Raw genomic sequence first — 26,048 nt, forward strand, 5'->3', positions numbered from 1 at the left:
AAGGTCGAGCCTCTGGAGGCCGCGTCCAGCCTGCGCATGCTGGCCTACGACGCCCTGAAGCGCGCCATCACGCAGATGGACATCTACGGCGCCACCACTGAATTCCGTCTCGACGAGCGCCAGCTCTCCGAGACCCTGGGCGTGTCGCGGACCCCGATCCGCGAGGCCATGACCGTTCTGGAGCAGGAGGGCTTCGTGCGCTCCGTTCCGCGCCGCGGCATCTTCGTGGTGCGCAAGACCAAGCGCGAGATCCTCGACCTCATCGTGGTCTGGGCGGCGCTGGAGGCGATGGCGGCGCGGCTGGCCGCGACCCATGCCTCGGACCATGAGATCGCGAGCCTGCGCCGGCTCTTCCACGAGTTCGAGGCGCAGCCGCTCGCCAATCATATGAACGAGTATTCGGAGGCGAACATCGCCTTCCATCAGGCGGTGATCCGCATGGGCGGCTGCCGGCTGATCGTGGACATGACCGAGAACCTGTTCCTGCACATGCGCGCCATCCGCGCGATCTCGGTGCGGCAGGAGAACCGGCACGAAATCTCCATGCGGGAACACATGGCGATCATCGATGCGCTCGAGAAGCGGGACCCAGATCTCGCCGAGCGCCTGGTGCGGGAACACACCATGGGCCTCGCGGCTCATGTGGAACGGCACGGCGTCTTCCCCGAATAGGCCGGTGACAGGCCACGGAACGGCGCCCTAGGAGATCCTCATGGCTACGGCGGAAAAGTCCAGAAACGAAGACAACGTGGTGCACATCGACCCGGCCGCCGAGGCCGAGCGTGATCTCACCGACGGCTTCCACCTCGTCATCGATGCCCTCAAGCTCAACGGCATCGAGACGATCTACGGCGTGCCCGGCATCCCGATCACGGACCTCGGCCGCATGTGCCAGGCCGAGGGCATCCGTGTCATCTCCTTCCGTCACGAGCAGAATGCCGGCAACGCGGCGGCGATCGCCGGCTTCCTCACCAAGAAGCCCGGCATCTGCCTCACCGTCTCGGCCCCCGGCTTCCTCAACGGCCTGACGGCGCTGGCGAACGCCACCACCAACTGCTTCCCGATGATCCTCATCTCCGGCTCCTCCGAGCGCGAGATCGTCGACCTGCAGCAGGGCGACTATGAGGAGATGGACCAGCTCGCCATCGCCAAGCCCCTGTGCAAGGCGGCCTTCCGCGTGCTGCATGCCGCCGACATCGGCATCGGCGTCGCCCGCGCCATCCGCGCGGCGGTGTCGGGCCGTCCGGGCGGGGTCTATCTCGACCTGCCGGCCAAGCTCTTCGGCCAGGTGATGGACGCCGAGGCCGGCGCCAAGTCCCTCGTCAAGGTGATCGATCCCGCCCCGGCGCAGATCCCGGCCCCGGCCGCGGTGGATCGCGCCATGGAGCTGCTGAAGGGCGCCGAGCGGCCCCTCATCATCCTCGGCAAAGGCGCCGCCTACGCGCAGGCCGACGACGAGATCCGCACCTTCGTCGAGAAGAGCGGCATTCCCTTCCTGCCCATGTCCATGGCCAAGGGCCTGCTGCCGGACACCCATCCCCAGTCGGCGGGCGCAGCGCGCTCCACCGCGCTCAAGGATGCGGACGTGGTGCTGCTGGTGGGCGCTCGCCTCAACTGGCTGCTCTCCCACGGCAAGGGCAAGACCTGGGGCGATGCCCCGAAGAAGTTCATCCAGGTGGACATCGAGCCCAAGGAGATGGACTCCAATGTCGAGATCGCCGCGCCCCTCGTCGGCGATATCGGCTCGGTGATCGCGGCGCTCAATGCCCGCCTCGACGGCTCTTGGAAGGTTCCTCCGGCCCAGTGGACCGAGACCATCCGCGCCAAGAAGGACGCCAACATCGCCAAGATGGCGCCGAAGCTTCTCAAGAACTCGGTGCCCATGGACTTCCATTCGGCCCTCGGCGCTCTGAAGAACGTCATCAAGGAGCGCCCCGACGCCATGCTGGTGAATGAGGGCGCCAACACCCTCGACCTCGCCCGCGGCATCATCGACATGTACGAGCCGCGCAAGCGCCTCGATGTCGGCACCTGGGGCGTGATGGGCATCGGCATGGGCTTCGCCATCGCGGCGGCGGTGGAGACCGGCAAGAAGGTGCTCGCGGTGGAAGGCGACAGCGCCTTCGGCTTCTCCGGCATGGAGGTGGAGACCATCTGCCGCTACAACCTGCCGGTCACCATCGTGATCTTCAACAACAACGGCATCTATCGCGGCACCGACACCGACCCCACCGGGCGTGATCCCGGCACCACAGTGTTCGTGCCCGGCTCGCGCTACGACAAGATGATGGAAGCCTTCGGCGGCGTGGGCGTGAACGTCACGTCCCCCGACGAGCTCTATCGCGCGGTCAGCGCCGCCATGGACAGTGGCAAGCCCACCCTCATCAATGCGGAAATCGATCCGGCGGCCGGCTCCGAGAGTGGCAACATCGGCTCGCTTAACCCGCAGAGCGTGGTCAAGAAGAAGAAGTGAGCGGCGCCTGACGCGCCTCTCATCTTGCAAGGCTGGTCGGCGGGGCCTCAGGTCCCGCCACCCAACCCGAAGATACCAAAACAATAAAAGTAAAACCGGGAACGAAAACAGAGCGGAATTGTGAGGATACGATGGGCAAGGCACTAGAGGGAGTCCGCATCCTGGACTTCACCCACGTTCAATCCGGACCGAGCTGCACACAGCTGCTCGCCTGGTTCGGCGCGGACGTCATCAAGGTGGAGCGGCCCGGCGAGGGCGACGTGACGCGCGGCCAGCTCCGCGACGTCGACGGCGCCGACAGCCTCTATTTCACCATGCTCAACTCCAACAAGCGCTCCATCACACTCGATACCAAGAACCCCGAGGGCAAGGCCGTCCTCGAGCAGCTGGTGCGCCAGTGCGACGTGCTGGTCGAGAATTTCGCGCCGGGCGCGCTCGACCGCATGGGCCTCACCTGGGAGCGCCTCTCCACCATCAATCCGCGCCTCATCCTTGCCTCCGTGAAGGGCTTCGGCCCCGGTCCGTTCGAGGATTGCAAGGTGTATGAGAACGTCGCCCAGTGCGCGGGCGGCGCCGCCTCCACCACCGGCTTCCGCGACAGCCTGCCCATGGTCAGCGCCGCGCAGATCGGCGATTCGGGCACCGGCCTCCACCTCGCGCTCGGCATTGTCACCGCGCTGTTCCAGCGCGAGCACACCGGCCGCGGCCAGCGCGTGATGTGCGCCATGCAGGACGCCGTGCTGAACCTCTGCCGGGTGAAGCTGCGGGACCAGCAGCGCCTCGCCAACGGCCCGCTGAAGGAATACAGCCAGTTCGGCGAGGGCATCCCCTTCGGTGACAGCGTGCCCCGCGCCGGCAACGATTCCGGCGGGGGTCAGCCCGGGCGCATCCTGCGCTGCAAGGGCTGGGAGCACGATCCCAACGCCTACATCTATTTCATCACCCAGGCCCCTGTCTGGGAGAAGATTTGTGACGTCATCCACGAGCCCGAGTGGAAGACCGATCCCGGCTACGCGACGCCGGCCGCGCGCCTGCCGCACCTCAACGAGATCTTCACCCGCATCGAGGCGTGGACCATGGCCCACACCAAGTTCGAGGCCATGGAGATCCTCAACAAGTACGACATCCCCTGCGGTCCCATCCTCTCCATGAAGGAGATCGCCGAGGACCAGTCGCTCTACGCCACCGGCACGCTGGTGGAGGTGGAGCACCCGGCGCGCGGCACCTACCTCACCGTCGGAAACCCGATCAAGCTCTCCGACAACCAGGTCGAGGTGGAGCGTTCGCCGCTCCTCGGCGAGCATACGGAGGAGGTGCTGGCCCAGGTGCTCGGCCTCACCCCCGACCGCATCGATGTTCTGCGCGACTCCGGCGCCATTGGCACGCCGCGGCGCATGGCCGCCGAGTGACTGCAGCCGAGTGATGGTGGCGGAATAGAAAGCATACGCCTCGGGGCGGCGGTCCTTCAGGGGGCCGCCCCGTCGCCGGCGACGGCGGGAGGTGACAGGTTCGAAAGGATGACGCGATGACTACGGCCGTCGATCTTGCTCAGCTCATGGATGCCGTCGCCGATGCGATCGTGGTCTGCGACAAGGCCGGCGACATCGCGCTGTGGAATCCGGCCGCCGAGCGCATGTTCGGCTTCACGCCCGACGAAGCCGTGGGGCAGTCGCTCGACATCATCATCCCGGAGCGCCAGCGCCAGCGGCACTGGGACGGCTATCACGAGACCATGCGCACCGGCGTCACCCGCTACGGGACGACGCTGTTGCGCGTGCCGGCCATCCACAAGGACGGCCACGCCTTGTCCATCGCCTTCACCGTCGCGCTCCTCGCCTCCCCGGCGGGCGAGCCGACCCACATCGTCTCGGTCATCCGCGACGAGACGGCGCGATGGAAGGAGGAGCGCGACCTTCGCAAGCGCCTCGCGGACGCCGAGGCGCAGATGAAGGCGGCAACCCAGGCATAAGAGACCGGGCAAACCGGCGGGTGAAGCCGGCGGCGGCCCCGTGCCGTCACGCCGGAAGGTTTCGGGACTGCGGATGCCTCGAGCGACGCCGTCCCGCTGTCGAAGACCAGTTTTTGAAAAGGGAACGCAAATGACCAGCAAGCCGTTGGAAGGCATCAAGATCATCGACTTCACGCACGTTCAGGCCGGCCCCGCCTGCACGCAGCTCCTCGCGTGGTTCGGCGCGGACGTCATCAAGGTGGAGCGTCCCGGCTCGGGCGACGTGACGCGCAACCAGCTGCGCGACATCTCGAACGCCGACGCGCTGTACTTCACCATGCTGAACTCCAACAAGCGCTCCCTGACCCTGGACACCAAGACCCAGGAAGGCAAGGAAGTGCTGACGAAGCTCATCAAGGAGAGCGACGTCCTCGTGGAGAACTTCGCTCCCGGCGCGCTCGACCGCATGGGCTTCACCTGGGAGCACATCAACGAGCTCAACCCGGGCATGATCGTCGCCTCGGTGAAGGGCTTCTCCGACGGCCACCACTACGAAGACCTGAAGGTGTACGAGAACGTGGCGCAGTGCGCCGGCGGCGCGGCCTCCACCACCGGCTTCTGGGACGGCCCCCCCACCGTTTCGGCGGCGGCCCTCGGTGACAGCAACACCGGCATGCACCTTGCCATCGGCATCCTCACCGCGCTGCACGCCCGCAACAAGACCGGCAAGGGCCAGAAGGTCGCCGTGTCCATGCAGGATGCGGTCATCAACCTCTGCCGCGTGAAGCTGCGCGACCAGCAGCGTCTCGACCGCGTTGGCTACCTCGAGGAGTACCCGCAGTACCCGCACGGCACGTTCTCGGACGTGGTTCCGCGCGGCGGCAATGCGGGCGGCGGCGGCCAGCCGGGCTGGGTGCTGAAGTGCAAGGGCTGGGAGACCGATCCCAACGCCTACATCTACTTCACCGTGCAGGAGCAGGCCTGGGGCAAGGTGGCGGAAGCCATCGGCAAGCCCGAGTGGATCAACGATCCGGCCTACAACACCGCCCGCGCCCGCCAGGACAAGATCTTCGACATCTTCGCGGTGATCGAGGCGTGGCTCGCCGACAAGACCAAGTTCGAGGCGGTGGACATCCTGCGCAAGTTCGACATCCCCTGCGCCCCGGTGCTCACCATGAAGGAGATCGCCGAGGACAAGTCCCTGCGTGAGAGCGGCACCATCGTGGAAGTCGATCACAAGCAGCGCGGCAAGTATCTGACCGTGGGCAGCCCGATCAAGTTCTCCGACATGAGCGTGGAAGTCACCGGCTCGCCGCTGCTCGGCGAGCACACCGACGAGGTGCTGGCGGAGCTCGGCTATTCCCCCGAGCAGATCAAGTCCATGCACGAAGGTCGCGTGGTCTGATGTAAGCCTTGCGGCGGGGCGCTGCGTCCCGCCGCTTTCTCTTGCGTCCTCCCCCGGCTTGTCCGGGCGATCCACCGTCCCGCTCATCGGGTGCCCGGTCTTGAAGCACCGGGATGCGGATAAGTGGATGCCCCGGACGAGCCGGGGCATGACGGTCCTCCCGACACAGTATTCCTCCCGGCCTTGCCCGATGCGCTGAGCGCTCCGGCCGCCGGCTCCACGCCGCCCCTGAGGGGAAAGGCGATCTTCGTCCGCAAGGACGGCCCGCAAAAATCACCTCGCCGAGTGCGTCACGCCTCGCGTCCCCACTGGCCCCACGCCCCCACTGGCGTCGTGTCGCACTGGAGCGTGCGCGCGATTGGGTGCAGACTGCGACTTTCGTCGTAACGTGCAGCCAAAGCGCACCTCGAACCGCGGCAAACGCGGCCCTCGACGAGGGAGGAAAACCCGATGAACATTCACGAATACCAGGCGAAAGCCATTCTGCGCGATTTCGGCGTGCCGGTCTCCCGCGGCTTTCCCGCCTTCACCGCCGAGGAAGCAGAGGCCGCGGCCGGAAAGCTGGGCGGCATCGCCTTCGTGGTGAAAGCGCAGATCCATGCCGGCGGGCGCGGCAAGGGCAAATTCAAGGAGCTTCCCGAGGGCGCCAAGGGTGGCGTCCGCGTGGTGAAGACCGCGGCCGACGTGAAGGCGAATGCTGCCGAGATGCTCGGCAATACGCTCGTCACGCTGCAGACCGGCGCGGACGGCAAGCAGGTCAACCGCCTTTACATCGAGGAAGGCGCGCTCATCGACAAGGAATTCTATCTCTCCATGCTGGTGGACCGCGCGACCTCGCGCGTCGCCTTCGTGGTCTCCACCGAGGGCGGCATGGACATCGAGGAGGTGGCGCATGCCACGCCGGAGAAGATCCACACCTTCTCCGTGGACCCCGCCACCGGCGTGCAGCCCCTGCACGGCCGCAAGGTGGCGCAGGCGCTCGGCCTCACCGGCGATCTCGCCAAGCAGGCCGGGGCGCTCACCGCCAACCTCTTCAGGGCCTTCACCGAGAAGGACATGAGCCTTCTGGAGATCAACCCCCTGGTGGTGACGAAGGACTCCCGCCTCGTCTGCCTCGACGCCAAGGTGGGGTTCGATTCCAACGCGCTGTTCCGCCACTCGGACGTGGCCCAGCTGCGCGACGAGAGCGAGGAAGATTTCAAGGAGATCGAGGCCTCGCGCTACGACCTCTCCTATATCGCCCTCGATGGCACCATCGGCTGCATGGTCAACGGGGCAGGCCTCGCCATGGCGACCATGGACATCATCAAGCTCTATGGCATGGAGCCGGCGAACTTCCTCGACGTGGGCGGCGGCGCCACGAAGGAGAAGGTGACGGCGGCCTTCAAGATCATCACCGCCGATCCGAACGTCGAGGGCATCCTCGTGAACATCTTCGGCGGCATCATGCGCTGCGATGTGATCGCCGAGGGCGTCATCGCCGCCGTTCGGCAGGTGGGGCTGAAGGTGCCCCTCGTGGTGCGCCTCGCCGGCACCAATGTGGACGAGGGGAAGAAGATCATCCGCGAATCCGGGCTCAACGTGATCCCCGCCGATGATCTCGACGATGCGGCGCAAAAAATAGTCGCGGCCGTGAAGAAGGAAGCTGCGTGATGTCCGTCCTGATCGACGCCAATACCCGGGTCATCACCCAGGGCTTCACCGGAAAGAACGGCACGTTCCACGCCCAGCAGGCCATCGCCTACGGGACGAAGATGGTCGGCGGCACCTCGCCGGGCAAGGGTGGCACCACCCACCTCAACCTGCCGGTGTTCGACACCGTGCTGGAGGCCAAGGAAGCCACCGGCGCCGACGCCTCGGTGATCTACGTGCCGCCTCCGGGCGCCGCCGACGCCATCCTGGAGGCGATCGACGCGGAGATCCCGCTCATCGTCTGCATCACCGAGGGCATCCCGGTGCTCGACATGGTGAAGGTGAAGCGCGCCCTCTCGGGTTCGAAGAGCCGGCTCATCGGCCCCAACTGCCCCGGCATCGTAACCGCCGGCCAGTCGAAGATCGGCATCATGCCGGCCAACATCTTCAAGACCGGCTCGGTGGGCGTGGTCTCGCGCTCCGGCACGCTGACCTATGAAGCGGTGTTCCAGACCTCGCAGGTGGGCCTCGGCCAGACCTCGGCGGTCGGCATCGGCGGCGACCCGGTGAAGGGCACCGAGTTCATCGACGTGCTGGAGATGTTCCTCGCCGACCCCAAGACCCAATCGATCATCATGATCGGCGAGATCGGCGGCTCGGCCGAGGAAGAGGCCGCGCAGTTCATCGCCGACGAGGCGAAGAAGGGCCGCAAGAAGCCGATGGTGGGCTTCATCGCCGGCCGCACGGCCCCTCCCGGCCGTCGCATGGGCCATGCCGGCGCCATCATCTCCGGCGGCAAGGGCGGCGCCGAGGACAAGATCGCTGCCATGGAGGCGGCGGGCATCCGCGTGTCTCCGTCCCCCGCGCGTCTCGGCAAGACCCTGGTCGAGGTGCTGAAGGGGTGATCGGATACATCCTGAAAGTGTATACTTGAGCTTAACACGCATTGGTTTATCGCGTATGAGGAGCCGTTCTCATTGGAGGGGCTCATGATCGCGATTGCAGTGCTCATTCCATGGCTCGCGCTGTTCATGCGTGGCCGCGTCTTTCAGGGAATTATCTGCCTGATCCTGCAGATCTCTTTGATCGGGTGGATCCCCGCGGCCGTGTGGGCGCTCATGGTGGTGAACAATGACAACCAGGAGCGCCGCCACCAGGAGTTGGTGGCTTCGTTGCGCAACAACAACTCCCGGTAGCAGTGGGTCATCTCCCGCTCCAACCGGAACGGGAGATGACTTCATGGCAGTCTGGGTGCGGTTCGTCTTCGAGGACAAGGTTGAGTTCGGCACGCTGGAGGGCGATACCATCGCCGTGCACGAGGGCTGCATGTTCGCGGGCGCGACCGCTACCGGCGCGAGCGTGAAGCTCGCCGACGTGGCGCTTGAAGCCCCATGCGCGCCCACCAAGATCATCGCGCTGTGGAACAACTTCCACGAGCTGGCGGCCAAGCTGAAGGTGGCCGAGCCGGCCGAGCCGCTCTATCTGCTCAAGGCCACCACCTCCGTCTCCGCGCCCGGCTCCGTGGTGCGCCGGCCGGCGTCCTATGACGGCAAGACGGTCTATGAGGGCGAGCTGGGCATCGTCATCGGCAAGACGCTGACCAACGTGTCCGAGACGGAAGCCGCCGCCGGCATCTTCGGCTACACGGTGGTGAACGACATCACCGCAGCCGACATCCTCAACCGCGACCCGACCTTCCCCCAATGGGCGCGGGCCAAGGGCATCGACGGCTATGGCCCGTTCGGCCCCTGGATCGTGACGGACTTCGATCCCTCGGCGGCGCGCGTGCGCACCATCCTCAACGGACAGGAGCGGCAGAATTATCCGCTGGCTGACATGATCTTCCCGCCGGCCCTGCTCGTGTCGCTCATCTCGAAGGAGATGACGCTGAACCCCGGCGACCTTATCGCCTGCGGCACCTCGGTGGGGGTCGGCACCATGAAGGAGCCGACCAACACCATCGAGATCGAGATCGCCGGCATCGGCTCGCTGGTGAACACGTTCGTCCAGTGAGAGCCGGTCAGCGGCGTGCGGTCAGCGCCTGATCGCCCGTGCCCCGGCAATGAGGATGCAGGCGCCGACGAAACCGGCCACGAGATAGCCGAGCCAGCCGGCGAAGCCCACGCCCAGCAGCCCGAACAGGAAGCTGGCGATGGCGGCGCCGATGATGCCGAGGATGATGTTGGTGAAGAGCCCGGTGTCGCTCTTCATGAACATGGAGGCGAACCATCCGGCCAAACCGCCGATGATGATGGCGGCAATCCAGCCCACTTGCGCGTCTTCCATGGTATCCCTCCGCTGAACCGCCCCGCTCGGGTGGGGGCGCGAGGGAAACGGTACACGCGGCCTGAGGTTCCGGCCACGCTCGCGAATGGGTGCGGTGCAAAACAAAAAAGCCGCCCCGAGGGGTGGCTTTTCAGTTTTTGGAACCGCTATCGCAGTCACCGGCTCACTTTTTCAGCGCCGCCTGCGCCGCCGCAAGGCGGGCGATCGGAACGCGGAAGGGCGAGCAGGACACGTAGTCGAGCCCCACCTCGTGGCAGAAGGCCACCGAGGCGGGATCGCCGCCATGCTCGCCGCAGATGCCGAGCTTGATGTCGGGACGCGACTTGCGGCCGCGTTCCACGCCGATCTTCACCAGCTCGCCCACGCCGTCCACGTCGATGGAGACGAAGGGGTCCACTTCCAGGATGCCCTTCTGGACATAGGGGCCAAGGAAGGTACCGGCGTCATCGCGGGACACGCCGAAGCAGGTCTGGGTGAGGTCGTTGGTGCCGAAGGAGAAGAATTCGGCGCCCTTGGCGATCTCTTCCGCCCGCAGCGCGGCGCGGGGCAACTCGATCATGGTGCCCACCTGGAAGGTGAGGGTGGCGCCGGTCTCCTGCTCCACCGCCTTGGCGGTGTCGCGGATCACCTTGTCCACGATGTCGAACTCGGCCTTGGTGGCGATGAGCGGCACCATCACCTCGGGCACCACCATCTCGCCCGTCGACTTCGCGGCGATCACCGCCGCCTCGAAGATGGCGCGGGCCTGCATCTCGGCGATCTCGGGGAAGGCGATGGCGATGCGGCAGCCGCGGAACCCGAGCATCGGGTTCACTTCGTGCAGCTCCTTGTAGCGCCGCTCCACCCGCTCGATGTCCACGCCGAGGCTTTTCGCCACCTCCGCCGTCTCCTCCGCCGTGTGGGGCAGGAACTCGTGCAGCGGCGGGTCGAGCAGGCGGATGGTGACCGGCAGGCCCTTCATGATCTCGAACAGCTCGACGAAATCGTCGCGCTGCATGGGCAGCAGCTTGGCCAGCGCCGAGCGGCGGCCGGCCTCGTCGTCGGCGAGGATCATCTCGCGCACGGCGAGGATGCGGCCGGCGTCGAAGAACATGTGCTCGGTGCGGGACAGGCCGATGCCCTCGGCGCCGAACGAGCGGGCCATGCGGGCGTCCGCCGGGGTCTCGGCATTGGCGCGGACCTTGAGCTTGCGCACCTTGTCGGCCCAGCTCATCAGGGTCGCGAACTCGCCCGACAGCTCCGGCTGGAGCATCGCCACCTCGCCCGCCAGCACCTGGCCGGTGCCGCCGTCGATGGTGATGAGGTCGCCCTTCTTGAAGGTCTGGCCGTTCACGGTCAGCGTCTGGGCGGCATTGTCGATGCGCAGCGCACCGGCGCCGGAGACGCAGGGCTTGCCCATGCCGCGCGCAACCACCGCCGCGTGGGAGGTCATGCCGCCGCGCGCGGTGAGGATGCCCTGGGCCGCGTGCATGCCATGGATGTCTTCCGGCGAGGTCTCGACGCGCACCAGGATGACCTTGCGGCCCTGCTCCTTCCACGCCTCGGCCTCATCCGCCGAGAAAACGATGGCACCGGCCGCCGCGCCCGGGGAGGCGGGCAGGCCCGTGGCGATCACCTTGCGCTCGGCCTTGGGATCGATGGCAGGGTGCAGAAGCTGGTCCAGCGCCGCGGGATCGACGCGGCCGATGGCCTCCTGCTCGGTGATGAGCCCTTCCGCGGCCAGCTCCACGGCGATGCGCAGGGCCGCCTTGGCGGTGCGCTTGCCGGAGCGGGTCTGGAGCATCCACAGCTTGCCCTTCTCCACCGTGAACTCGAGGTCCTGCATGTCACGGTAGTGGTTTTCGAGCACATGGGAGATGCGCTCGAACTCCTTGAAGGCGTCCGGCAGGGCGTTCTCCATGGAGGGCTTGTCGGAGCCGGCGGCGACGCGGGCCTTCTCGGTGAGGTCCTGCGGGGTGCGGATGCCCGCCACCACGTCCTCGCCCTGGGCGTTCACCAGGAACTCGCCATAGAGGGCGTTCTCGCCGGTGGAGGGGTTGCGGGTGAAGGCGACGCCGGTGGCCGAGGTCTCGCCCATGTTGCCGAACACCATGGACTGCACGTTCACCGCCGTGCCCCAGCTCTCCGGGATGGTGTGCAGGCGACGGTAGGTGATAGCGCGGGCGTTCATCCAGGACGAGAAGACGGCGCCGATGGCGCCCCAGAGTTGCTCGTGCGGATCCTGCGGGAAGGGCTTGCCGAGTTCGGCCTGAACCTTCGCCTTGTACTTTTCCACAAGCGCCGCCCAGTCGTCCGCCGAGAGGTCGGTGTCGAGCGTGTGGCCGTGCTGGAGCTTGTAGTGCTCCAGGATCTCTTCGAAATGGTGATGGTCCACGCCCAGCACCACGTCGGAATACATGGTGATGAAGCGGCGGTAGCTGTCATAGGCGAAGCGCCGGTCGGCGAGGCGCGCCACCGCATCCACGGTGGCGTCGTTGAGGCCGAGGTTCAGCACCGTGTCCATCATGCCCGGCATGGAGGCGCGGGCGCCCGAGCGGACAGAGACCAGCAGCGGGTTCGCGGCGTCTCCGAACGCCTTGCCGGTGAGCTGGCCCACCTGGGCGAGCGCCGCTTCCACCTCGCCCTTCAGCTCGGCCGGATAGGTCTGGCCGTGGGCGTAATAATAGGTGCACACCTCGGTGGTGATGGTGAAGCCGGGAGGAACGGGCAGGCCGAGGTTGGACATCTCGGCGAGGTTCGCTCCCTTGCCGCCGAGAAGGTTCTTCATGTCGGCTTTGCCCTCGGCCTTGCCGTCGCCGAAGGTGTAGACCCATTTCGTCATGTGGGTTGGCCCCGTTTGGGAATATGCAGAGTGGCGGATGCTTTAACGTGCAGCGCACAAAGCATCAACTGGGCAATCGGACGGCCGTTCCCGTACCGCCGTGCCGAAGCGATGGGCGCTCAGTGGCCCATGAGGCCCGTGACGCCCACGATGATGAGATAAATCGCCACCAGCACATTCAGAAGCCGCGGGAAAGCGAGGATGAGGACGCCCGCGATCAGCGCGACCGCAGGCTGAACGATGACCATGTTGAAAGACATTGTGAAGCCTCCCCTTTCCGCCGGATTCGCCACGTCCCTTCCGGTGCGCGGCGCACGATTGCCGATCCCGCGCCGGAGGTCCATGGGGTTTTCGGCGGCGTGACCGGCGCTATGGGCTTGGGGCGGCAGGGCGGCTCACGCTGGCGTTACGTGCGACGACATTGCGCGGGCGGTGCAACACGGCACAATCATGCCATCCGCCGGGACCCGCCAGCGGGAGCCGCCTGTGGGAGCTGCCAGTGGGAGCTTCGATGCCTGCCTCGTCCCTCGCCGCCATGTCCCAAGCCGCCATGCCCCGTTCGTCTGCTCGCAAGTCCGCCCGCAAGAGGGGAATCACCCCTGCGCTCATTGGCGTGACGGCTATGGGACTGCTCGCCCTCTCCGGCGAGGTCGCGCTGGCGCAGCCGGAAAAATGCCCGCGCATGGTGGCGGAGCGGCCCAAGGTGCGGCTCGCGGCGCTGGATGCGGCCATGCTGCGGCTCGCGGAGGCGGCGGGGCCGGTGCATCTCACCTTCGTCGGTCACGCGAGCTTCCTCATCGAGAGCCCGGCCGGGGTCAGCATCGTCACCGATTACAATGATTATGTGCGGACCAGCGCGGTGCCGCGCATCGTCACCATGAACCACGCCCACGACACCCATTACACGGACGCGCCTGACCCCGGCATCGAATATGTGCTGCGGGGCTGGGGGCGGGACGGCGCCCCGGCGCGTCATGAGGTGACGGTGGAGGATGTGTGGATCCGCAATGTCCCCACCAACATCCGCCGCGGCGCGGGGACGGAATATGACGGCAATTCCATGTTCGTGTTCGAGGTGGCCGGCCTGTGCATCGCCCATCTCGGCCACCTGCACCACCTTCTCACCAAGGACCATCTGGAGGCGCTGGGCCGGATCGACGTGGTGCTGGCGCCGGTGGACGGTTCCTACACGCTGGATCTCGAAGGCATGGTGGAGGTGCTGAAATCCATCAACGCGCCGCTGGTGATCCCCATGCACTATTTCAGCCAGTACGGTTTGGAGCGCTTCCTGGCGCGGCTGGGGCAGGAATGGACCATCGAGCGCGCCACCGAGCCGTTCGTGACGCTGAGCCGGGAAAGCCTGCCCAAGACCCGCACCGTGCTGGTGCTGCCGGGACGGTAGGGTAGCGAGGACCCGGGCCGCCCCGCTTTCGGTCTGCAGACCTCGCTCGCGGCGTCATCCAGCCGTCATCGCCCGCCTGGTGCGGGCGATCCACGGATTGGCCGGGCGCGAGGTCCCAGACTCCGGCACCGTTCTCGCGGGGCAGTGGATGCCCCGGCCGAGCCGGGGCATGACGGTATGACGACTTCGCTCCGCCGAAAAGCGGCGCACCCTAAAGAAAAAGGCGCCGCGCAGAGCGCGACGCCTTTGTCTGTCTCAGGTCCGGATCTGGCGACCCGGCCGACCTCACTTGAGGGCGAGGAAGGAGGTGTCGAAGGACAGGCTGGCCACGTAGCGGTCGCCGCAGACGTTCTGCAGGCCGGAGATCACGCCGCAGGTGCCGAAGGGGGCGAAGCCGACGCCGGACACGAAGGCCGGGCCCTCGGACAGGGTGCTGCCGTAGTAGCGCAGGTCGAGGGTCGCGGCCTTGTAGGTGAAGGCGACGCCCACGTTCCAGGTGGTGTAGGAGGGCAGCTCGTAGTTGGCGACGAAGATGTTGCCGAGGTCGGTCTGGCCGAGCCACTGATAGCCAAGCTCACCCGAGATGTAGAAGCCGACGTCCTTGACCGGGCTCCACTTGGTGAAGTCGATCTTGGCGGTGCCCGACAGGTAGGTGCCGGTGGAGCCAGAGCCGGCGTAGCTGCTGGTGTAGTAGAGGTTGCCGCCGACGGTGAACACGTCATTCACGACGTAGGTCGGCTTGAAGTAAACTTCCCAGTAGTCGATGTTCACCGAGGGGATGCCGGCGCCCAGCGTGTTCACGCCGATCTCGCCCGGATAGTAGTAGTAGACGAAGCCGACGTCGGCGGTGAAGCCGCCCCAGGTGTGGCGCAGGCCGAAGTAGAGGTCGACTTCAGCCGAGGCGTCGGTCAGGCCGGTGAAGCCGGTGCCGAACTGGTTGATGGCGGGGAAGTCAACATTGGACGCCCAGACGCCGCCGTAGATCCAGTCGAAGAGGCGGAGTTCAGCGTAGCCCTGGACGGCAGCGTTGCCGTCGGTCTGCGAAATGCCGCGGAACACGTAGTCGGTGGCGAGCTTCACGCCGAAGGCCACGTCCCAGAGGGGGGCCGGCTCGGGCGCCGCAACAGCCTTCAACGGCATGGGCGAGCTGAGGTCCGCGGCACCGGCGGTGCCCATGGACGCGGCCCCGGCCAGGAGCATGGAGGCGGTGACGACTGCAAACTTATTCATAACGGTTTTCCCCGCAGCGATCTGGAACGATAAAAATCAGGTCGCGGCTCCAAGTCCAATGGGAAATTTGAGGCAGCGCGTGCTGTCGCTTTAGGCAAACCGTTGCGAGTGCTGGATTCTGCTGTTGCATCGTTGCAACGCACTGTCCCGAAACGGTACGGCGAGGCGTTCCTGGCAAGAAAAGTATGTGCCGCCGAAGACGGTCGTAACCCTCACATTGCCTATGCAGAGGTAATATGTTCGGGCTGAGTGACGCTTTCCGATCACAGGCGCGACGTCATCAGGTGGCGAAATCGGGGCATCCATGCGCTGAAGGTGGCCAGGTCGTGATTCCCCCGTGGCCCACATGCGTCGCGGCCGGCGTGGTCAGGGCCGCGTCATCAAAAGCGGTCGCCCGCGTTCGGGGGTGCGCGCCCAGCCGCCGTCCTCCTGCCGGGCGAAGCGGATGACCGAGGCGCCGCCTTCTCCCCGCACGAGGATGTTGCCGCCCTCGATGTCCCACGCGGTCGGGCCGAAGCGCAGGAGCGCGGCATCGCAGCCATTCGCCACGTTCAGACGGAAGCCGCCGCCCTTGGCCGGGGCATCGAGCAGCGTCACCCGGCATACCGGCGGCGCGCCCGCCTGGCGGGCGAGGTCCCAGTCGCCCACCACCTCCTCGGTCTTGATCTCGGTACGTTCGGCCAAAGCGGGATTGGCGAGGAAGTACACGCCATCGCCTTCGCGCAGCGCCTCGTAGCTGCCGCCGGTGCCTTCTGTAAATTCGGCCACCGTGCGGCCCTGCGCATTCAGCAGGCGGATGGAGCCGGAGGGGTCGGGCAGCCAGGCCACGACCTGGGCAGAAAAGCCGATATCGGCACAGGCGGGGCGGTCGAACTCCACCGCGAGGCCCGGCCCGGAGGTATCGGGCTTGAGAGAAAAGCCGCAGCTGCGCGCGCCATCGGCGCTGGAAAGCCGAAACGGCGCCGCCATGCGGGCCGCCGCCTCCCGCGTCGCGGCGTCGAGCTTCGGCGCTGCCGCCGGAGCCGTTGTGGCGGGGGGCGCGGGCGGCTTGGCAGTCGGATCGGCCTTCTGCGCGAGGGCAGGGGCGATCGCGAAAAGGCAGGCGAGGCCGGAAGCGGCGAGCGCGCGGCACAGCGTTGCGGGGCGCGCCCGATCCCGCGAAACGTCATCCCATTGCGCCATGCTGCCCTCCACGACGGGCAACGCGACCATCGCACAGGTCGCGTTGCGGCCGGAGTCTAGCACCGCGCGGGCGGATGATCATCTCTCCCCCGCCCACCGCAGGCGCCGGGCGTCAGCCGCGCGGCCAGGGCGTCTCGGCGACGGGGGTCAGCGGGCCCTTGCCGTCGAAGAAGGCGAGGATGTTGTCCACCACCAGCTGCCCCATGGCGGCGCGGGTGAAATGCGTGGCGGAGCCCACGTGCGGCAGCAGCACCACGTTGTCGAGGGCGAAGAAGGCCTCCGGGACTTTCGGCTCGTCCTCGAACACGTCGAGGCCGGCGGCGAGGATGGTGCGCGACTGGAGCGCGGAGAGCAGCGCCGCCTCGTCCACCACTGTGCCGCGCGCCACGTTGATGAAAATGCCGTTGGCGCCGAGGGCTTCCAGCACTTCCTTGTTCACGATGTGCCGCGTCGCCGGACCGCCGGGGAGAATCGCCACCAGCACGTCGACCGCCCGCGCCATTTCGACGAGGTCGGGATAATGGCGATAGGCCACGTCCGCTTGCGGCCGCCGGCTGTGATAGACGACGGGCACGGAAAAGGCCTCCAGCCGCCGGGCGATGGCCTTGCCGATGCGGCCCATGCCGAGGATGCCCACGGTGCGGTCGCGCAAAGTGGGGCCGAGGGGATAGGCGCCCTTGGTCCACTGGCCGGCGCGCACGAAGCGGTCGCCCTGGGGGATCTGCCGCACGGTGGCGAGCAGCAGGCCGAGGGTGAGGTCGGCCACCTCCTCGTTCAGCACGTCCGGCGTGTTGGTGACGATAACGCCACGCTTCGCCGCCGCCGCCGCGTCTACCGTGTCGTAGCCGACGCCGAAATTGCCGACGATCTTCAGATTCGGCAGGCGCGCCATGAGGGCGTCATCCACCTTCACCTTGCCGCGCGTGGCGATGGCCTGAACGGCGCCAGCGTTGGTGTCATCGAGCGCGTCCAGCGGCAGCAGGGTTAAGCGGCCGGAAAGCTGGCGCTCGACGACCTCCTCCATCACGGAGCCGGTGAGGAGCAGGGCCGGACGGGCGGCATCGGTCATGGCAGGGGGCTCGGCAGGGGGCACGGCAGGTCTCCGCTATGGCGGCTGGGCAGGAAGATGGACTGAAGAGTCACCGGCCGGGCAGGCGGAAGCGGTCCCGCGAATCCCGCGCCAATGCCCGCCGGGGGGCGGCCGCAGGAGGCCGCCCCCCGGCGGGACGCGGTATGTCTAGCCCCATAGCAGTCCTTCGTCCAATGGAGGTTCAATCGTTTTAAATTTCCACTTGATCCCGTTCTCGCCTCGCACCATGATCGCGCCGCGTTCCGGAAGGGCGCCCGGCCGGGGATTTGTCCCGGCCCAAGAATGGTGCGGCCGCATCGGGCAAGGCTCAAACAGCCCCCGCGCGGCACGAGGAAACGACGAGGGGAGAGGACGCTTCATGGCGACCGTGGATATTCGCGGTGTGAAGAAGGCCTATGGGTCGACGCAGGTCATCCATGGCGTGGATGTGGATATCCGTGACGGCGAGTTCGTGGTCCTGGTCGGCCCCTCGGGCTGCGGAAAGTCCACGCTGCTGCGCATGATCGCCGGCCTTGAGAACATCTCCGGTGGCGAGATCCTGATCGGCAACCGCGTCATCAACGAGATGCCGCCGAAGGAACGGGACATCGCCATGGTGTTCCAGAATTACGCGCTCTATCCGCACATGACCGTTGCGGACAACATGGGCTTCTCGCTGAAGCTGCGCAAAGCCCCCAAGGCGGAGATCGAGAGCCGGGTCAACCGGGCAGCGGAGATTCTCAATCTTACCAAGCTGCTCGACCGCTATCCGCGCCAGCTCTCCGGCGGCCAGCGCCAGCGCGTGGCCATGGGCCGCGCCATCGTGCGCGATCCGCAGGTGTTCCTGTTCGACGAGCCGCTCTCCAACCTCGACGCGCAGCTGCGCGTGCAGATGCGCACCGAGATCAAGGAACTGCACCAGCGGCTGAAGACCACCACCGTCTACGTCACCCACGACCAGATCGAGGCCATGACCATGGCCGACAAGATCGTGGTGATGCACGACGGCATAGTGGAGCAGATCGGCGCCCCGCTCGACCTTTACGACCGCCCGGCCAACCAGTTCGTGGCCGGCTTCATCGGCTCGCCCTCCATGAACTTCGTGAAGGGCAAGGTGCGGCTTGGCGCCAACCCCATGCTGGTCACGGACAGCGGCGTCGAGGTGCCCCTGCCGGACGCCCAGGGCCTCGCCGACGGGCAGAAGGTGGTCTACGGCCTGCGCCCCGAGCACATCCGCCTCGATCCCGCTGGCGTGCCGGCCCAGGTGGTGGTTACCGAGCCTACGGGTTCGGAGATCCTCGTCGTCGCCCGTCTTGGCGAAGGCGCCGCCGCGCAGGAGATCACCTGCCTGTTCCGCGAGCGGCTGAGCTTCAGCCCCGGCGAGACGATTCGCGTCGCGCCCCAGCCGGGCCTCACACATCTTTTTGACGAGGCGACCGGCAGTCGGCTCTGACAAGGTTGGTTACCGTGCCGGGCCACCGGCACGATCAGGGGGAAAGAAGACCGTTCGAGACACACCGTCCGAAACGGCCCGTCCTTCAAGGAAACGCTTCACGGGAGGAAGACCAATGACCATTTCCAGACGTGACCTTCTCATGAGCGGCGCGGGCCTTGCGGCCGGCGCCATGGCCCTGCCCATGCTCTCCACCAAGGAGGCCATCGCCCAGGCCGTCGCCAAGTTCGAGCCGGAGGCCGGCGCTTCTCTGCGTCTCTTGCGCTGGTCGCCGTTCGTGAAGGGCGAGGAAGACGCCTGGATCGCCAACACCAAGAAGTTCACCGAGGCCACCGGCATCGAGGTGCGCATCGACAAGGAGAGCTGGGAGGACATCCGTCCCAAGGCCGCCGTCGCCGCGAACGTGGGCTCCGGCCCGGACATCGTGTGGGTGTGGTTCGACGACGCCCAGCAGTATCCCGACAAGCTGCTCGACGTGACCGACCTCGCCAAGAGCCTCGCCGGCCAGTACGGCGGCTATTATCCCGCCTCCCAGGCCTATGCGACCGTGAACGGCCGCTTCGTCGGCCTGCCGCTCGCCACCATCGGCAATGCGGTGGTCTATCGCGACAGCTGGGTGAAGCAGGCCGGCTTCTCCGAATTCCCGAAGGACACCAAGGGCCTTCTCGAACTCGGCAAGGCGCTCAAGGCCAACAACCACCCCATGGGCTTCACGCTGGGCCACGGCGTGGGTGACGGCAACAATTTCTGCCACTGGGTGCTGTGGAGCCACGGCGGCAAGATGGTGGACGAGGGCGGCAAGGTCGTCATCAACTCGCCGGAGACCGTCGCCGGCCTGAAATATGTGGCCGAGCTGTACAAGACCTTCATCCCCGGCACCGAGAGCTGGCTCGACGTCAACAACAACCGCGCCTTCATCGCCGGCGACCTGTCGGTGACGGCGAACGGCGTGTCGGTCTATTACGCGGCGGCGAACGACCCCAAGCTTGCTGAGATGGCGGCGGACATGAAGTCCACCAACTTCCCCATCGGCCCCATCGGCAAGAAGGTGGAACTGCACCAGACTACCACCGCCTGCATCTTCAAATACTCGAAGTTCCCCAAGGCGGCGCAGGCCTATCTCGCCTTCATGTTCCAGGCGGACCAGTACAATGCCTGGCTGACCGGCGCGAGCGCCTATTGCTGCCAGACGCTGAAGTCCTTCTCCAGCAATCCGGTGTGGACCTCCAAGCCGATCCACGCCGCCTATGCGCTCGCCTCCGAGACGCTCCAGCCCAACGGCTATGCCGGTCCGCTCGGGCCGAAGTCGGCGGCCGCCATGGCCGACTGGATCGTGGTGGACATGGTGGCGGAAGCCGCCACCGGCCAGCGCTCTCCGGAAGAAGCCGCCAAGCGCGCCCAGCAGCGCGCCGAGCGCATCTATCGCTGAGGCCTTGGAGGGGCCGGATTTTCGGCCCCTTCAACACCGCCGTCATGCCCGGCCTCGTGCCGGGCATCCACGTCGCGCCGCTTTAGCGAGGGCGCGACCGACGTGCCGGCGGAATCACGTGGATGGCCGGCACAAGGCCTGCCATGACGCAGCGAACACGACGCAGTGAACATGACACCGCGAGCGAGACGCCGCGGCAAAGCCCCTCTCCGCCGGGAGGGGTCAATAAGACAGCAGACAGTGAGACCGGAGACCCATTCATGGCCAACGTCGCAGCGGCTGAGCCGACCCACAAGCGGTCCTTCTGGGCCGGCATCGGGCAGGGCCGGCATGTGCTCGGCATCGCCTTCATGGTGCCGGCAGCCGTCTTCCTCCTGTTCTTCCTCACCTATCCGCTCGGCCTCGGCGTCTGGCTCGGCTTCACCGATACGCGCATCGGCCGCGAGGGCGTGTTCATCGGCCTTGAGAACTATGAATCGCTCTGGGGCGACAGCCTGTTCTGGCTGGTGGTGTTCAACACGCTCCTCTACACCATCGCCGCGTCGATCCTGAAGTTCGGCCTCGGCCTGTGGCTGGCGCTGCTGCTCAACCAGAACCTGCCGTTCAAGGCCTTCTTCCGCGCCGTGGTGCTGCTGCCGTGGGTGGTGCCCACCGTGCTCTCGGCCATTGCCTTCTGGTGGATCTTCGACAGCCAGTATTCCATCATCTCGTGGGCGCTCATCAAGATGGGGCTCATCTCCGCGCCAATCAACTTCCTCGGCGACGTGGCCAACGCCCGGGCCTCGGTCATCGCGGCCAATGTCTGGCGCGGCATTCCCTTCGTCGCCATCTCGCTGCTGGCCGGCCTGCAGACCATCTCGCCCTCGCTGCACGAGGCGGCGACGCTGGATGGCGCCACCAACTGGCAGCGCTTCCGCTACATCACGCTGCCCATGCTCTCGCCGATCATCGCGGTGGTGATGACCTTCTCGGTGCTGTTCACCTTCACCGACTTCCAGCTGATCTACGTGCTGACCCGCGGCGGCCCGCTGAACTCCACCCACCTGATGGCGACGCTCTCGTTCCAGCGCGCCATTCCCGGCGGCTCGCTGGGCGAGGGCGCGGCCATCGCCGTGGCCATGATCCCCTTCCTGCTGGCGGCGATCCTGTTCAGCTATTTCGGCCTGCAGCGCCGCAAGTGGCAGCAGGGCGGGGCGGACTGAGCCCGCCCGTCACGCCCGCGCCGCCCCCCAATTCTGCGAGGACCACCATGGCCCAGCCCCAACCCGTTGAGATGACCGACAATTCCTCGGGCATGAGCTATCTCGACAGCCTGCCCCGGCGGATCGTCACGGTGATCCTGCCGCTCATCATCTTCGTCTTCGTGCTGCTGTTCCCGTTCTACTGGATGGCGATCACCGCCATAAAGCCGAACTACCAGCTGACCGACTACAACAACTATTCCCCGCTCTGGGTGGTGGAGCCGACGCTCGAACACATCAAGTACCTGCTGTTCGAGACCTCGTATCCCTCCTGGCTGTGGAACACGGTGTACATCTCGGTGGCGGCGACCGTCATCTCGCTGGTGACCAGCGTGTTCGCGGCCTATGCCATCGAACGCCTGCGCTTCAACGGTTCGCGCTGGGTGGGGCTCGGCATCTTCCTCGCCTATCTGGTGCCGCCGTCGATCCTGTTCATCCCGCTCGCCATCATGGTGTTCGGCCTCGGCATCTACGACACCAAGCTGGCGCTGATCCTCACCTATCCCACCTTCCTCGTGCCCTTCTCCACCTGGCTCCTGATGGGCTATTTCCGCTCCATCCCGTTCGAGCTGGAGGAGTGCGCGCTGGTGGACGGCGCCTCGCGCTGGCAGATCCTCATCAAGGTGCTGCTGCCGCTCTCGGTGCCGGGGCTGATCTCGGCGGGCATCTTCTCCTTCACCCTGTCGTGGAACGAGTTCATCTACGCCCTCACCTTCATCCAGTCGTCGGAGAACAAGACCGTGCCGGTGGGCGTGCTCACCGAGCTGGTGCGTTCGGACGTCTATGAGTGGGGCTCGCTGATGGCTGGCGCCCTCATCGGCTCGCTGCCGGTGGTGATCCTCTATTCCTTCTTCGTGGACTATTACGTGTCGTCCATGACCGGAGCGGTGAAGGAGTAGGGTACGCCCCTCGGGCGTGGGGGAAGCCGCGCCCGAACGCCAATATGTCCGCTTGCCCTCGTGCGCGCGCCGTGGCACCCCTTGCCGCGGCTCGTTGCGGTGCATCATGCGCCGGAGGAAGCGGGGGTAGGGGATGATCGAGCGGGTGATCGAAGGGATTTTGTTCCGCAGCCGCTGGATTCTCGCGCCCTTCTATGTCGGCCTCGTCGTGGCCATGCTCGTGTTGCTGTTCAAGTTCGGCCACGAGCTCCTGCACTTCGTGCTGCACGCCGTCGCGGCCACGGAGAGCGACATCATCCTCGGCATCCTGGCCCTGGTGGACCTGACGCTCACCTGCAACCTCGTGGTGATCGTCATCTTCTCCGGCTACGAGAATTTCGTCTCCAAGATCGATCCCGCCGGCCACCCTGACTGGCCGGAATGGATGACGCGGGTGGACTTCACCGGCCTCAAGCAGAAGCTTTTGGCCTCCATCGTCGCCATCTCGGCCATCCAGCTGCTCAAGGCCTTCATGAATCTCGACAAGGGCACCATGAGCGAGACGACCCTCATGTGGCTCGTCATCATCCATGTGGTGTTCGTGGGATCGAGCCTGGTGCTGGCCTGGTCGGACAGTCTCTCCAGCAACAAGCACTGAGCAGGGCTTTACCATCGGCCCCGGTCTTCGACCGAGGCCAAGTGGGGTTGGCTCACGCGTCCGCGCTTTGCCTGACCGTTGCCGCCGCCCCCTGTGCGAGAAGGCGCGAAAGCGCCGCGCGCACCGGGCCGGCGAAATGCGGATCGGCGCCGAGATCGCCGAACACCTCCCGCACCGAGAGCAGCGCCGGTGCCAGCCGGTCCGCATCCGGCCCGGCCGCGTCGGCGAGCGCCTTCAGCCGCGCGGCGAGGGGATCGCGCACGTCGATGGCGCCGCCCTGCTCGTCCCGGCCGGTCACGTAGCGCATCCATCCGGCGATGCCGAGGGCGAGGAGGGGGAGGGGCGCGCCCGCGGCGAGGCGATCGCGCGCCGGGGCAACGAGCCGCTGGGGCAGCTTCTGCGAACCGTCCATGGCGATCTGCCAGGTGCGGTGCCTGAGCGCCGGATTGGCGAACCGCTCCCTCAGCGCGGCTTTGTAGGCCGCCACATCGACGCCCGCGGGCAGATGCAGTGTCGGCGTCACCTCCTCGTCCTGGAGGCGCGCCACCAGCCGGGCGAAGGCGGGCACCGCCATGGTCTCGGCGATGGTGGCATGGCCGGCGAGATAGCCGAGATAAGCGAGGGTGGAATGGGCGCCGTTGAGCAGGCGCAGCTTCATGTGCTCGAACGGCGCCACGTCCGCAACCAGTTCCACGCCGACCTCCTCCAGAGGCGGCCGGCCGAGGGAAAAGTGGTCTTCCACCACCCACTGGGTGAACGGCTCGGCCATCACCGGCCATGCGTCCGCCATACCGAGCCCGGCCGCGACCATGGCCCGGTCGTCGTCCGTGGTGGCGGGGACGATGCGGTCCACCATGGTGGAAGGGAAGGCCACCTCGCCCGCGACGAAGCGGCCGAGATCGGCGTCGCGCAGGGCCGCGAGGCGCGCCGTCACTCGCGCCACGGTCTTGCCGTTGGCCGGGAGGTTGTCGCAAGTGAGCACGGTGAAGGGGGCGATGCCGGCGGCGCGGCGGCGGGCGAGGGCCTCCACCAGATAGCCCGGCGCGCTCACCGGGCGGTGCGGATTGGCGAGGTCCGTCCGGATGTCGGGATGCGCCTCGTCCAGCGTGCCCGAGGCGGGATCGTGGCAATAGCCCTTCTCGGTGACGGTGAGGGTGACGATGCGCACGCGCGGATCGCACATGGCCGCCAGCAGCGCCTCCGGATCGCGCGGCGCCACCAGCAGCCGGCGCAGGGATCCGATCACGCGCAGCCGATCGCCCGCGCCCGACCGTTCCGCAAGGGTATAGAGGCCGTCCTGCGGATCGAGCGCGTCGGACGTGTCCGGCGAGCGCAGGCTGGCGCCGCAGATGGCCCAGCCCTTGTGTCCGCGCGAGAGGATGGCGTCGAGATAGGCCGCCTGATGGGCGCGGTGGAAGGCGCCGACGCCCAGATGCACCACCCCAACCTCGGCCGCGGCGATGTCATAGGCCGGGCGCGAGACAGCGGCTGGCAGGGTTGCCAGAGTCGAAAGCGAGAGTCGGGGGCTCAAAGCTTGTAGGCCTTCTTGGCGAGGCCGTAGGCGAGGTCACGCGCCACCTCCACCGCCTCGTCCTCATCCAGCCGGTGCTCGCAGACGAGCTCCGCGAGGAAGCCGCAATCGATGCGCCGCGCCACGTCGTGCCGGGCGGGGATGGAGGGGAAGGCGCGGGTGTCGTCGTTGAAGCCCACGGTGTTGTAGAAGCCGGCGGTCTCTGTGGTCATGGCGCGGAAGCGCTTCATGCCCTCCGGGCTGTCGTGGAACCACCAGGCCGGGCCGAGCCGCAGCGCCGGATAGTGGCCGGCGAGCGGCGCCAGCTCCCGCGTATAGCTTGTCTCATCCAGCGTGAAGAGGATGATGGTGAGGCCCGCCTCGTTGCCGAAGCGGTCCAGCAACGGCTTCAGCGCGCGCACATATTCGGTGGGGGAGGGGATGTCCGCCCCCTTGTCCCGGCCGAAGCGGGCGAAGATCTGGCCGTTGTGGTTGCGCACGGCGCCGGGATGGATCTGCATCACCAGCCCGTCCTCGAGGCTCATGCGCGCCATTTCGGTGAGCATCTGCCCGCGGAACAGCTCGGCATCCTGCGCGCTCACCGGCGCATTTCCGGTGACACGGCGAAACAGCGCCTCGGCTTCGGCCGGCGGCAGGTCGAAGGTCGCGGCGGTCGGGTGGCCATGGTCCGAGGAGGTGGCGCCGAAGGTCTTGAAGAAGGCGCGCCGCTTGCGGTGGGCGGCGAGATAGCCGGACCAGGAGAAGGTGTCCTCCCCGGTGATCTCGCCGAACCGCGTGAGATTGGCGGAAAAGCCCTCGAACTCCGGGTCCACCACTGGGTCGGGGCGATAGGCCGTCACCACCCGTCCGCCCCAGCCGCTGGCGCGGATCTCCGCGTGGGCGGCAAGGTCGTCCAGCGGGCTCTCGGTGGTGGCGATCACCTCGATGTTGAAGCGCTCGAACAGCGCGCGCGGGCGAAATGCGTCCTGCTGCAGCTTCTCGGCGATGCGGTCGTAGGCGGCATCCGCCGTCTTCTCGCTCAGCCGCTCTTCCAGCCCGAACAGGGTGGCGAAGGCGTGGTCGAGCCATGCCCGCGTGGGAGTGCCGCGAAAGAGATGGTAGTTGGCCGCGAACAGCCGCCAGATGGCCCGGCCGTCCTGTTCCGTCTCGCCGCCGTCGATGCGCGGCACGCCGAGCTTCTCCAGCGGGATGCCCTGCGAGTACAGCATCCGGAACACATAATGGTCCGGCACCACGAACAGGCGCGCGGGGTCCGGGAAGGTCTCGTTGAAGGCGTACCAGCGCGGGTCGGTATGGCCGTGCGGCGAGACGATGGGCAGCGCCTCCACTTCCGCATAGAGCCGGCGCGCCACCGCGCGCACGGAGGGGTCGGGGGGCAGCAGGCGGTCGGGATGGAGGAGGCTGGACACG

At 66.9% G+C, this 26,048-nt stretch carries 23 protein-coding genes; 15 read left to right on the plus strand and 8 right to left on the minus strand.

Translation table 11 applies throughout. The features are described 5' to 3' along the window. The first annotated feature begins 36 nt into the window (after window positions 1–36). The 9 genes from J2126_RS17570 to J2126_RS17610 all read left to right on the plus strand — a co-directional run bounded on the left by J2126_RS17570 (window position 37) and on the right by J2126_RS17610 (window position 9,471). Window positions 37–672 (plus strand): GntR family transcriptional regulator, encoded by a 636-nt coding sequence (locus J2126_RS17570; RefSeq protein ID WP_209490279.1) that lies wholly within the window; start codon window positions 37–39, stop codon window positions 670–672. Between the two features lie 40 nt (window positions 673–712). Next, on the plus strand, window positions 713–2,473 hold the full coding sequence (gene oxc / locus J2126_RS17575) for an oxalyl-CoA decarboxylase (RefSeq protein ID WP_209488159.1): 1,761 nt from the start codon (window positions 713–715) through the stop codon (window positions 2,471–2,473). 131 nt (window positions 2,474–2,604) lie between these two features. Further along, window positions 2,605–3,882: a formyl-CoA transferase gene (frc, locus tag J2126_RS17580; RefSeq protein WP_209488160.1), complete on the plus strand. Its 1,278-nt coding sequence runs from the start codon at window positions 2,605–2,607 to the stop codon at window positions 3,880–3,882. Window positions 3,883–3,998: 116 nt separating this feature from the next. Next, entirely contained in the window at window positions 3,999–4,442 is a 444-nt protein-coding gene (locus J2126_RS17585; RefSeq protein WP_209488161.1) for a PAS domain-containing protein, read from the plus strand. Window positions 4,443–4,572: 130 nt separating this feature from the next. Next, window positions 4,573–5,826: a formyl-CoA transferase gene (frc, locus tag J2126_RS17590; RefSeq protein ID WP_168459886.1), complete on the plus strand. Its 1,254-nt coding sequence runs from the start codon at window positions 4,573–4,575 to the stop codon at window positions 5,824–5,826. Between the two features lie 450 nt (window positions 5,827–6,276). Beyond that, a complete protein-coding gene (gene sucC / locus J2126_RS17595; RefSeq protein ID WP_209488162.1) occupies window positions 6,277–7,479 on the plus strand; it encodes an ADP-forming succinate--CoA ligase subunit beta in 1,203 nt (400 codons plus the stop codon). Further along, entirely contained in the window at window positions 7,479–8,363 is an 885-nt protein-coding gene (sucD, locus tag J2126_RS17600) for a succinate--CoA ligase subunit alpha (protein ID WP_209488163.1), read from the plus strand. Before sucC ends, sucD begins: the two co-directional genes overlap by 1 nt. Window positions 8,364–8,447: 84 nt before the next feature. Beyond that, a complete protein-coding gene (locus J2126_RS17605) occupies window positions 8,448–8,654 on the plus strand; it encodes a YqaE/Pmp3 family membrane protein (RefSeq protein WP_209488164.1) in 207 nt (68 codons plus the stop codon). Window positions 8,655–8,697: 43 nt separating this feature from the next. After that, the gene (locus J2126_RS17610; protein WP_209488165.1) at window positions 8,698–9,471 is read left to right on the plus strand and encodes a fumarylacetoacetate hydrolase family protein; all 774 of its coding nucleotides are present in this window, start codon (window positions 8,698–8,700) and stop codon (window positions 9,469–9,471) included. Window positions 9,472–9,492: 21 nt separating this feature from the next. On the opposite strand, the gene J2126_RS17615 is transcribed toward J2126_RS17610, so the two are convergent. From J2126_RS17615 to J2126_RS17625, 3 genes are all read right to left on the minus strand, one after another. Further along, window positions 9,493–9,744 carry a GlsB/YeaQ/YmgE family stress response membrane protein gene (locus tag J2126_RS17615; RefSeq protein WP_209488166.1) on the minus strand — a complete coding sequence of 84 codons (252 nt, stop codon included), beginning with the start codon at window positions 9,742–9,744 and terminating at the stop codon, window positions 9,493–9,495. Window positions 9,745–9,907: 163 nt separating this feature from the next. Continuing rightward, window positions 9,908–12,565, minus strand: a complete 2,658-nt coding sequence (gene ppdK, locus J2126_RS17620) for a pyruvate, phosphate dikinase (RefSeq protein ID WP_209488167.1) — start codon at window positions 12,563–12,565, stop codon at window positions 9,908–9,910. Window positions 12,566–12,684: 119 nt separating this feature from the next. Continuing rightward, window positions 12,685–12,825 carry a DUF3096 domain-containing protein gene (locus tag J2126_RS17625; RefSeq protein WP_081762717.1) on the minus strand — a complete coding sequence of 47 codons (141 nt, stop codon included), beginning with the start codon at window positions 12,823–12,825 and terminating at the stop codon, window positions 12,685–12,687. A gap of 251 nt (window positions 12,826–13,076) precedes the next feature. Here J2126_RS17625 and J2126_RS17630 point away from each other — a divergent pair, with 251 nt between their 5' ends. Beyond that, window positions 13,077–13,967: an MBL fold metallo-hydrolase gene (locus tag J2126_RS17630; protein ID WP_245327423.1), complete on the plus strand. Its 891-nt coding sequence runs from the start codon at window positions 13,077–13,079 to the stop codon at window positions 13,965–13,967. Window positions 13,968–14,252: 285 nt separating this feature from the next. Here the strand turns inward: J2126_RS17630 and J2126_RS17635 are convergent, their stop codons facing one another. From J2126_RS17635 to J2126_RS17645, 3 genes are all read right to left on the minus strand, one after another. Further along, window positions 14,253–15,197 carry a TorF family putative porin gene (locus J2126_RS17635; RefSeq protein WP_209488168.1) on the minus strand — a complete coding sequence of 315 codons (945 nt, stop codon included), beginning with the start codon at window positions 15,195–15,197 and terminating at the stop codon, window positions 14,253–14,255. A gap of 366 nt (window positions 15,198–15,563) precedes the next feature. After that, the gene (locus tag J2126_RS17640) at window positions 15,564–16,379 is read right to left on the minus strand and encodes a protease inhibitor Inh/omp19 family protein (protein WP_209488169.1); all 816 of its coding nucleotides are present in this window, start codon (window positions 16,377–16,379) and stop codon (window positions 15,564–15,566) included. A 112-nt stretch (window positions 16,380–16,491) separates the two neighbouring features. Next, window positions 16,492–17,448 carry a 2-hydroxyacid dehydrogenase gene (locus J2126_RS17645; protein ID WP_209490283.1) on the minus strand — a complete coding sequence of 319 codons (957 nt, stop codon included), beginning with the start codon at window positions 17,446–17,448 and terminating at the stop codon, window positions 16,492–16,494. Window positions 17,449–17,827: 379 nt separating this feature from the next. Here J2126_RS17645 and J2126_RS17650 point away from each other — a divergent pair, with 379 nt between their 5' ends. The 5 genes from J2126_RS17650 (at window position 17,828) to J2126_RS17670 (ending at window position 23,107) form a co-directional block, all read left to right on the plus strand. Then, window positions 17,828–18,901: an ABC transporter ATP-binding protein gene (locus tag J2126_RS17650; RefSeq protein ID WP_209488170.1), complete on the plus strand. Its 1,074-nt coding sequence runs from the start codon at window positions 17,828–17,830 to the stop codon at window positions 18,899–18,901. Between the two features lie 115 nt (window positions 18,902–19,016). After that, window positions 19,017–20,330: an ABC transporter substrate-binding protein gene (locus J2126_RS17655; RefSeq protein ID WP_209488171.1), complete on the plus strand. Its 1,314-nt coding sequence runs from the start codon at window positions 19,017–19,019 to the stop codon at window positions 20,328–20,330. Between the two features lie 350 nt (window positions 20,331–20,680). Further along, a complete protein-coding gene (locus tag J2126_RS17660; RefSeq protein ID WP_394029099.1) occupies window positions 20,681–21,532 on the plus strand; it encodes a carbohydrate ABC transporter permease in 852 nt (283 codons plus the stop codon). Window positions 21,533–21,579: 47 nt separating this feature from the next. Next, window positions 21,580–22,470, plus strand: a complete 891-nt coding sequence (locus J2126_RS17665) for a carbohydrate ABC transporter permease (RefSeq protein ID WP_209488173.1) — start codon at window positions 21,580–21,582, stop codon at window positions 22,468–22,470. Between the two features lie 133 nt (window positions 22,471–22,603). Then, on the plus strand, window positions 22,604–23,107 hold the full coding sequence (locus tag J2126_RS17670; protein ID WP_209488174.1) for a TIGR00645 family protein: 504 nt from the start codon (window positions 22,604–22,606) through the stop codon (window positions 23,105–23,107). Window positions 23,108–23,159: 52 nt separating this feature from the next. Here the strand turns inward: J2126_RS17670 and J2126_RS17675 are convergent, their stop codons facing one another. Continuing rightward, entirely contained in the window at window positions 23,160–24,638 is a 1,479-nt protein-coding gene (locus J2126_RS17675) for a mannitol dehydrogenase family protein (RefSeq protein ID WP_209488175.1), read from the minus strand. Further along, on the minus strand, window positions 24,635–26,047 hold the full coding sequence (uxaC, locus tag J2126_RS17680; protein WP_209488176.1) for a glucuronate isomerase: 1,413 nt from the start codon (window positions 26,045–26,047) through the stop codon (window positions 24,635–24,637). Before uxaC ends, J2126_RS17675 begins: the two co-directional genes overlap by 4 nt. Between the last annotated feature and the right edge of the window lies 1 nt (window position 26,048).

This window comes from Xanthobacter flavus, from assembly GCF_017875275.1.
GTDB classification, from domain to species: Bacteria; Pseudomonadota; Alphaproteobacteria; order Rhizobiales; family Xanthobacteraceae; genus Xanthobacter; species Xanthobacter flavus_A.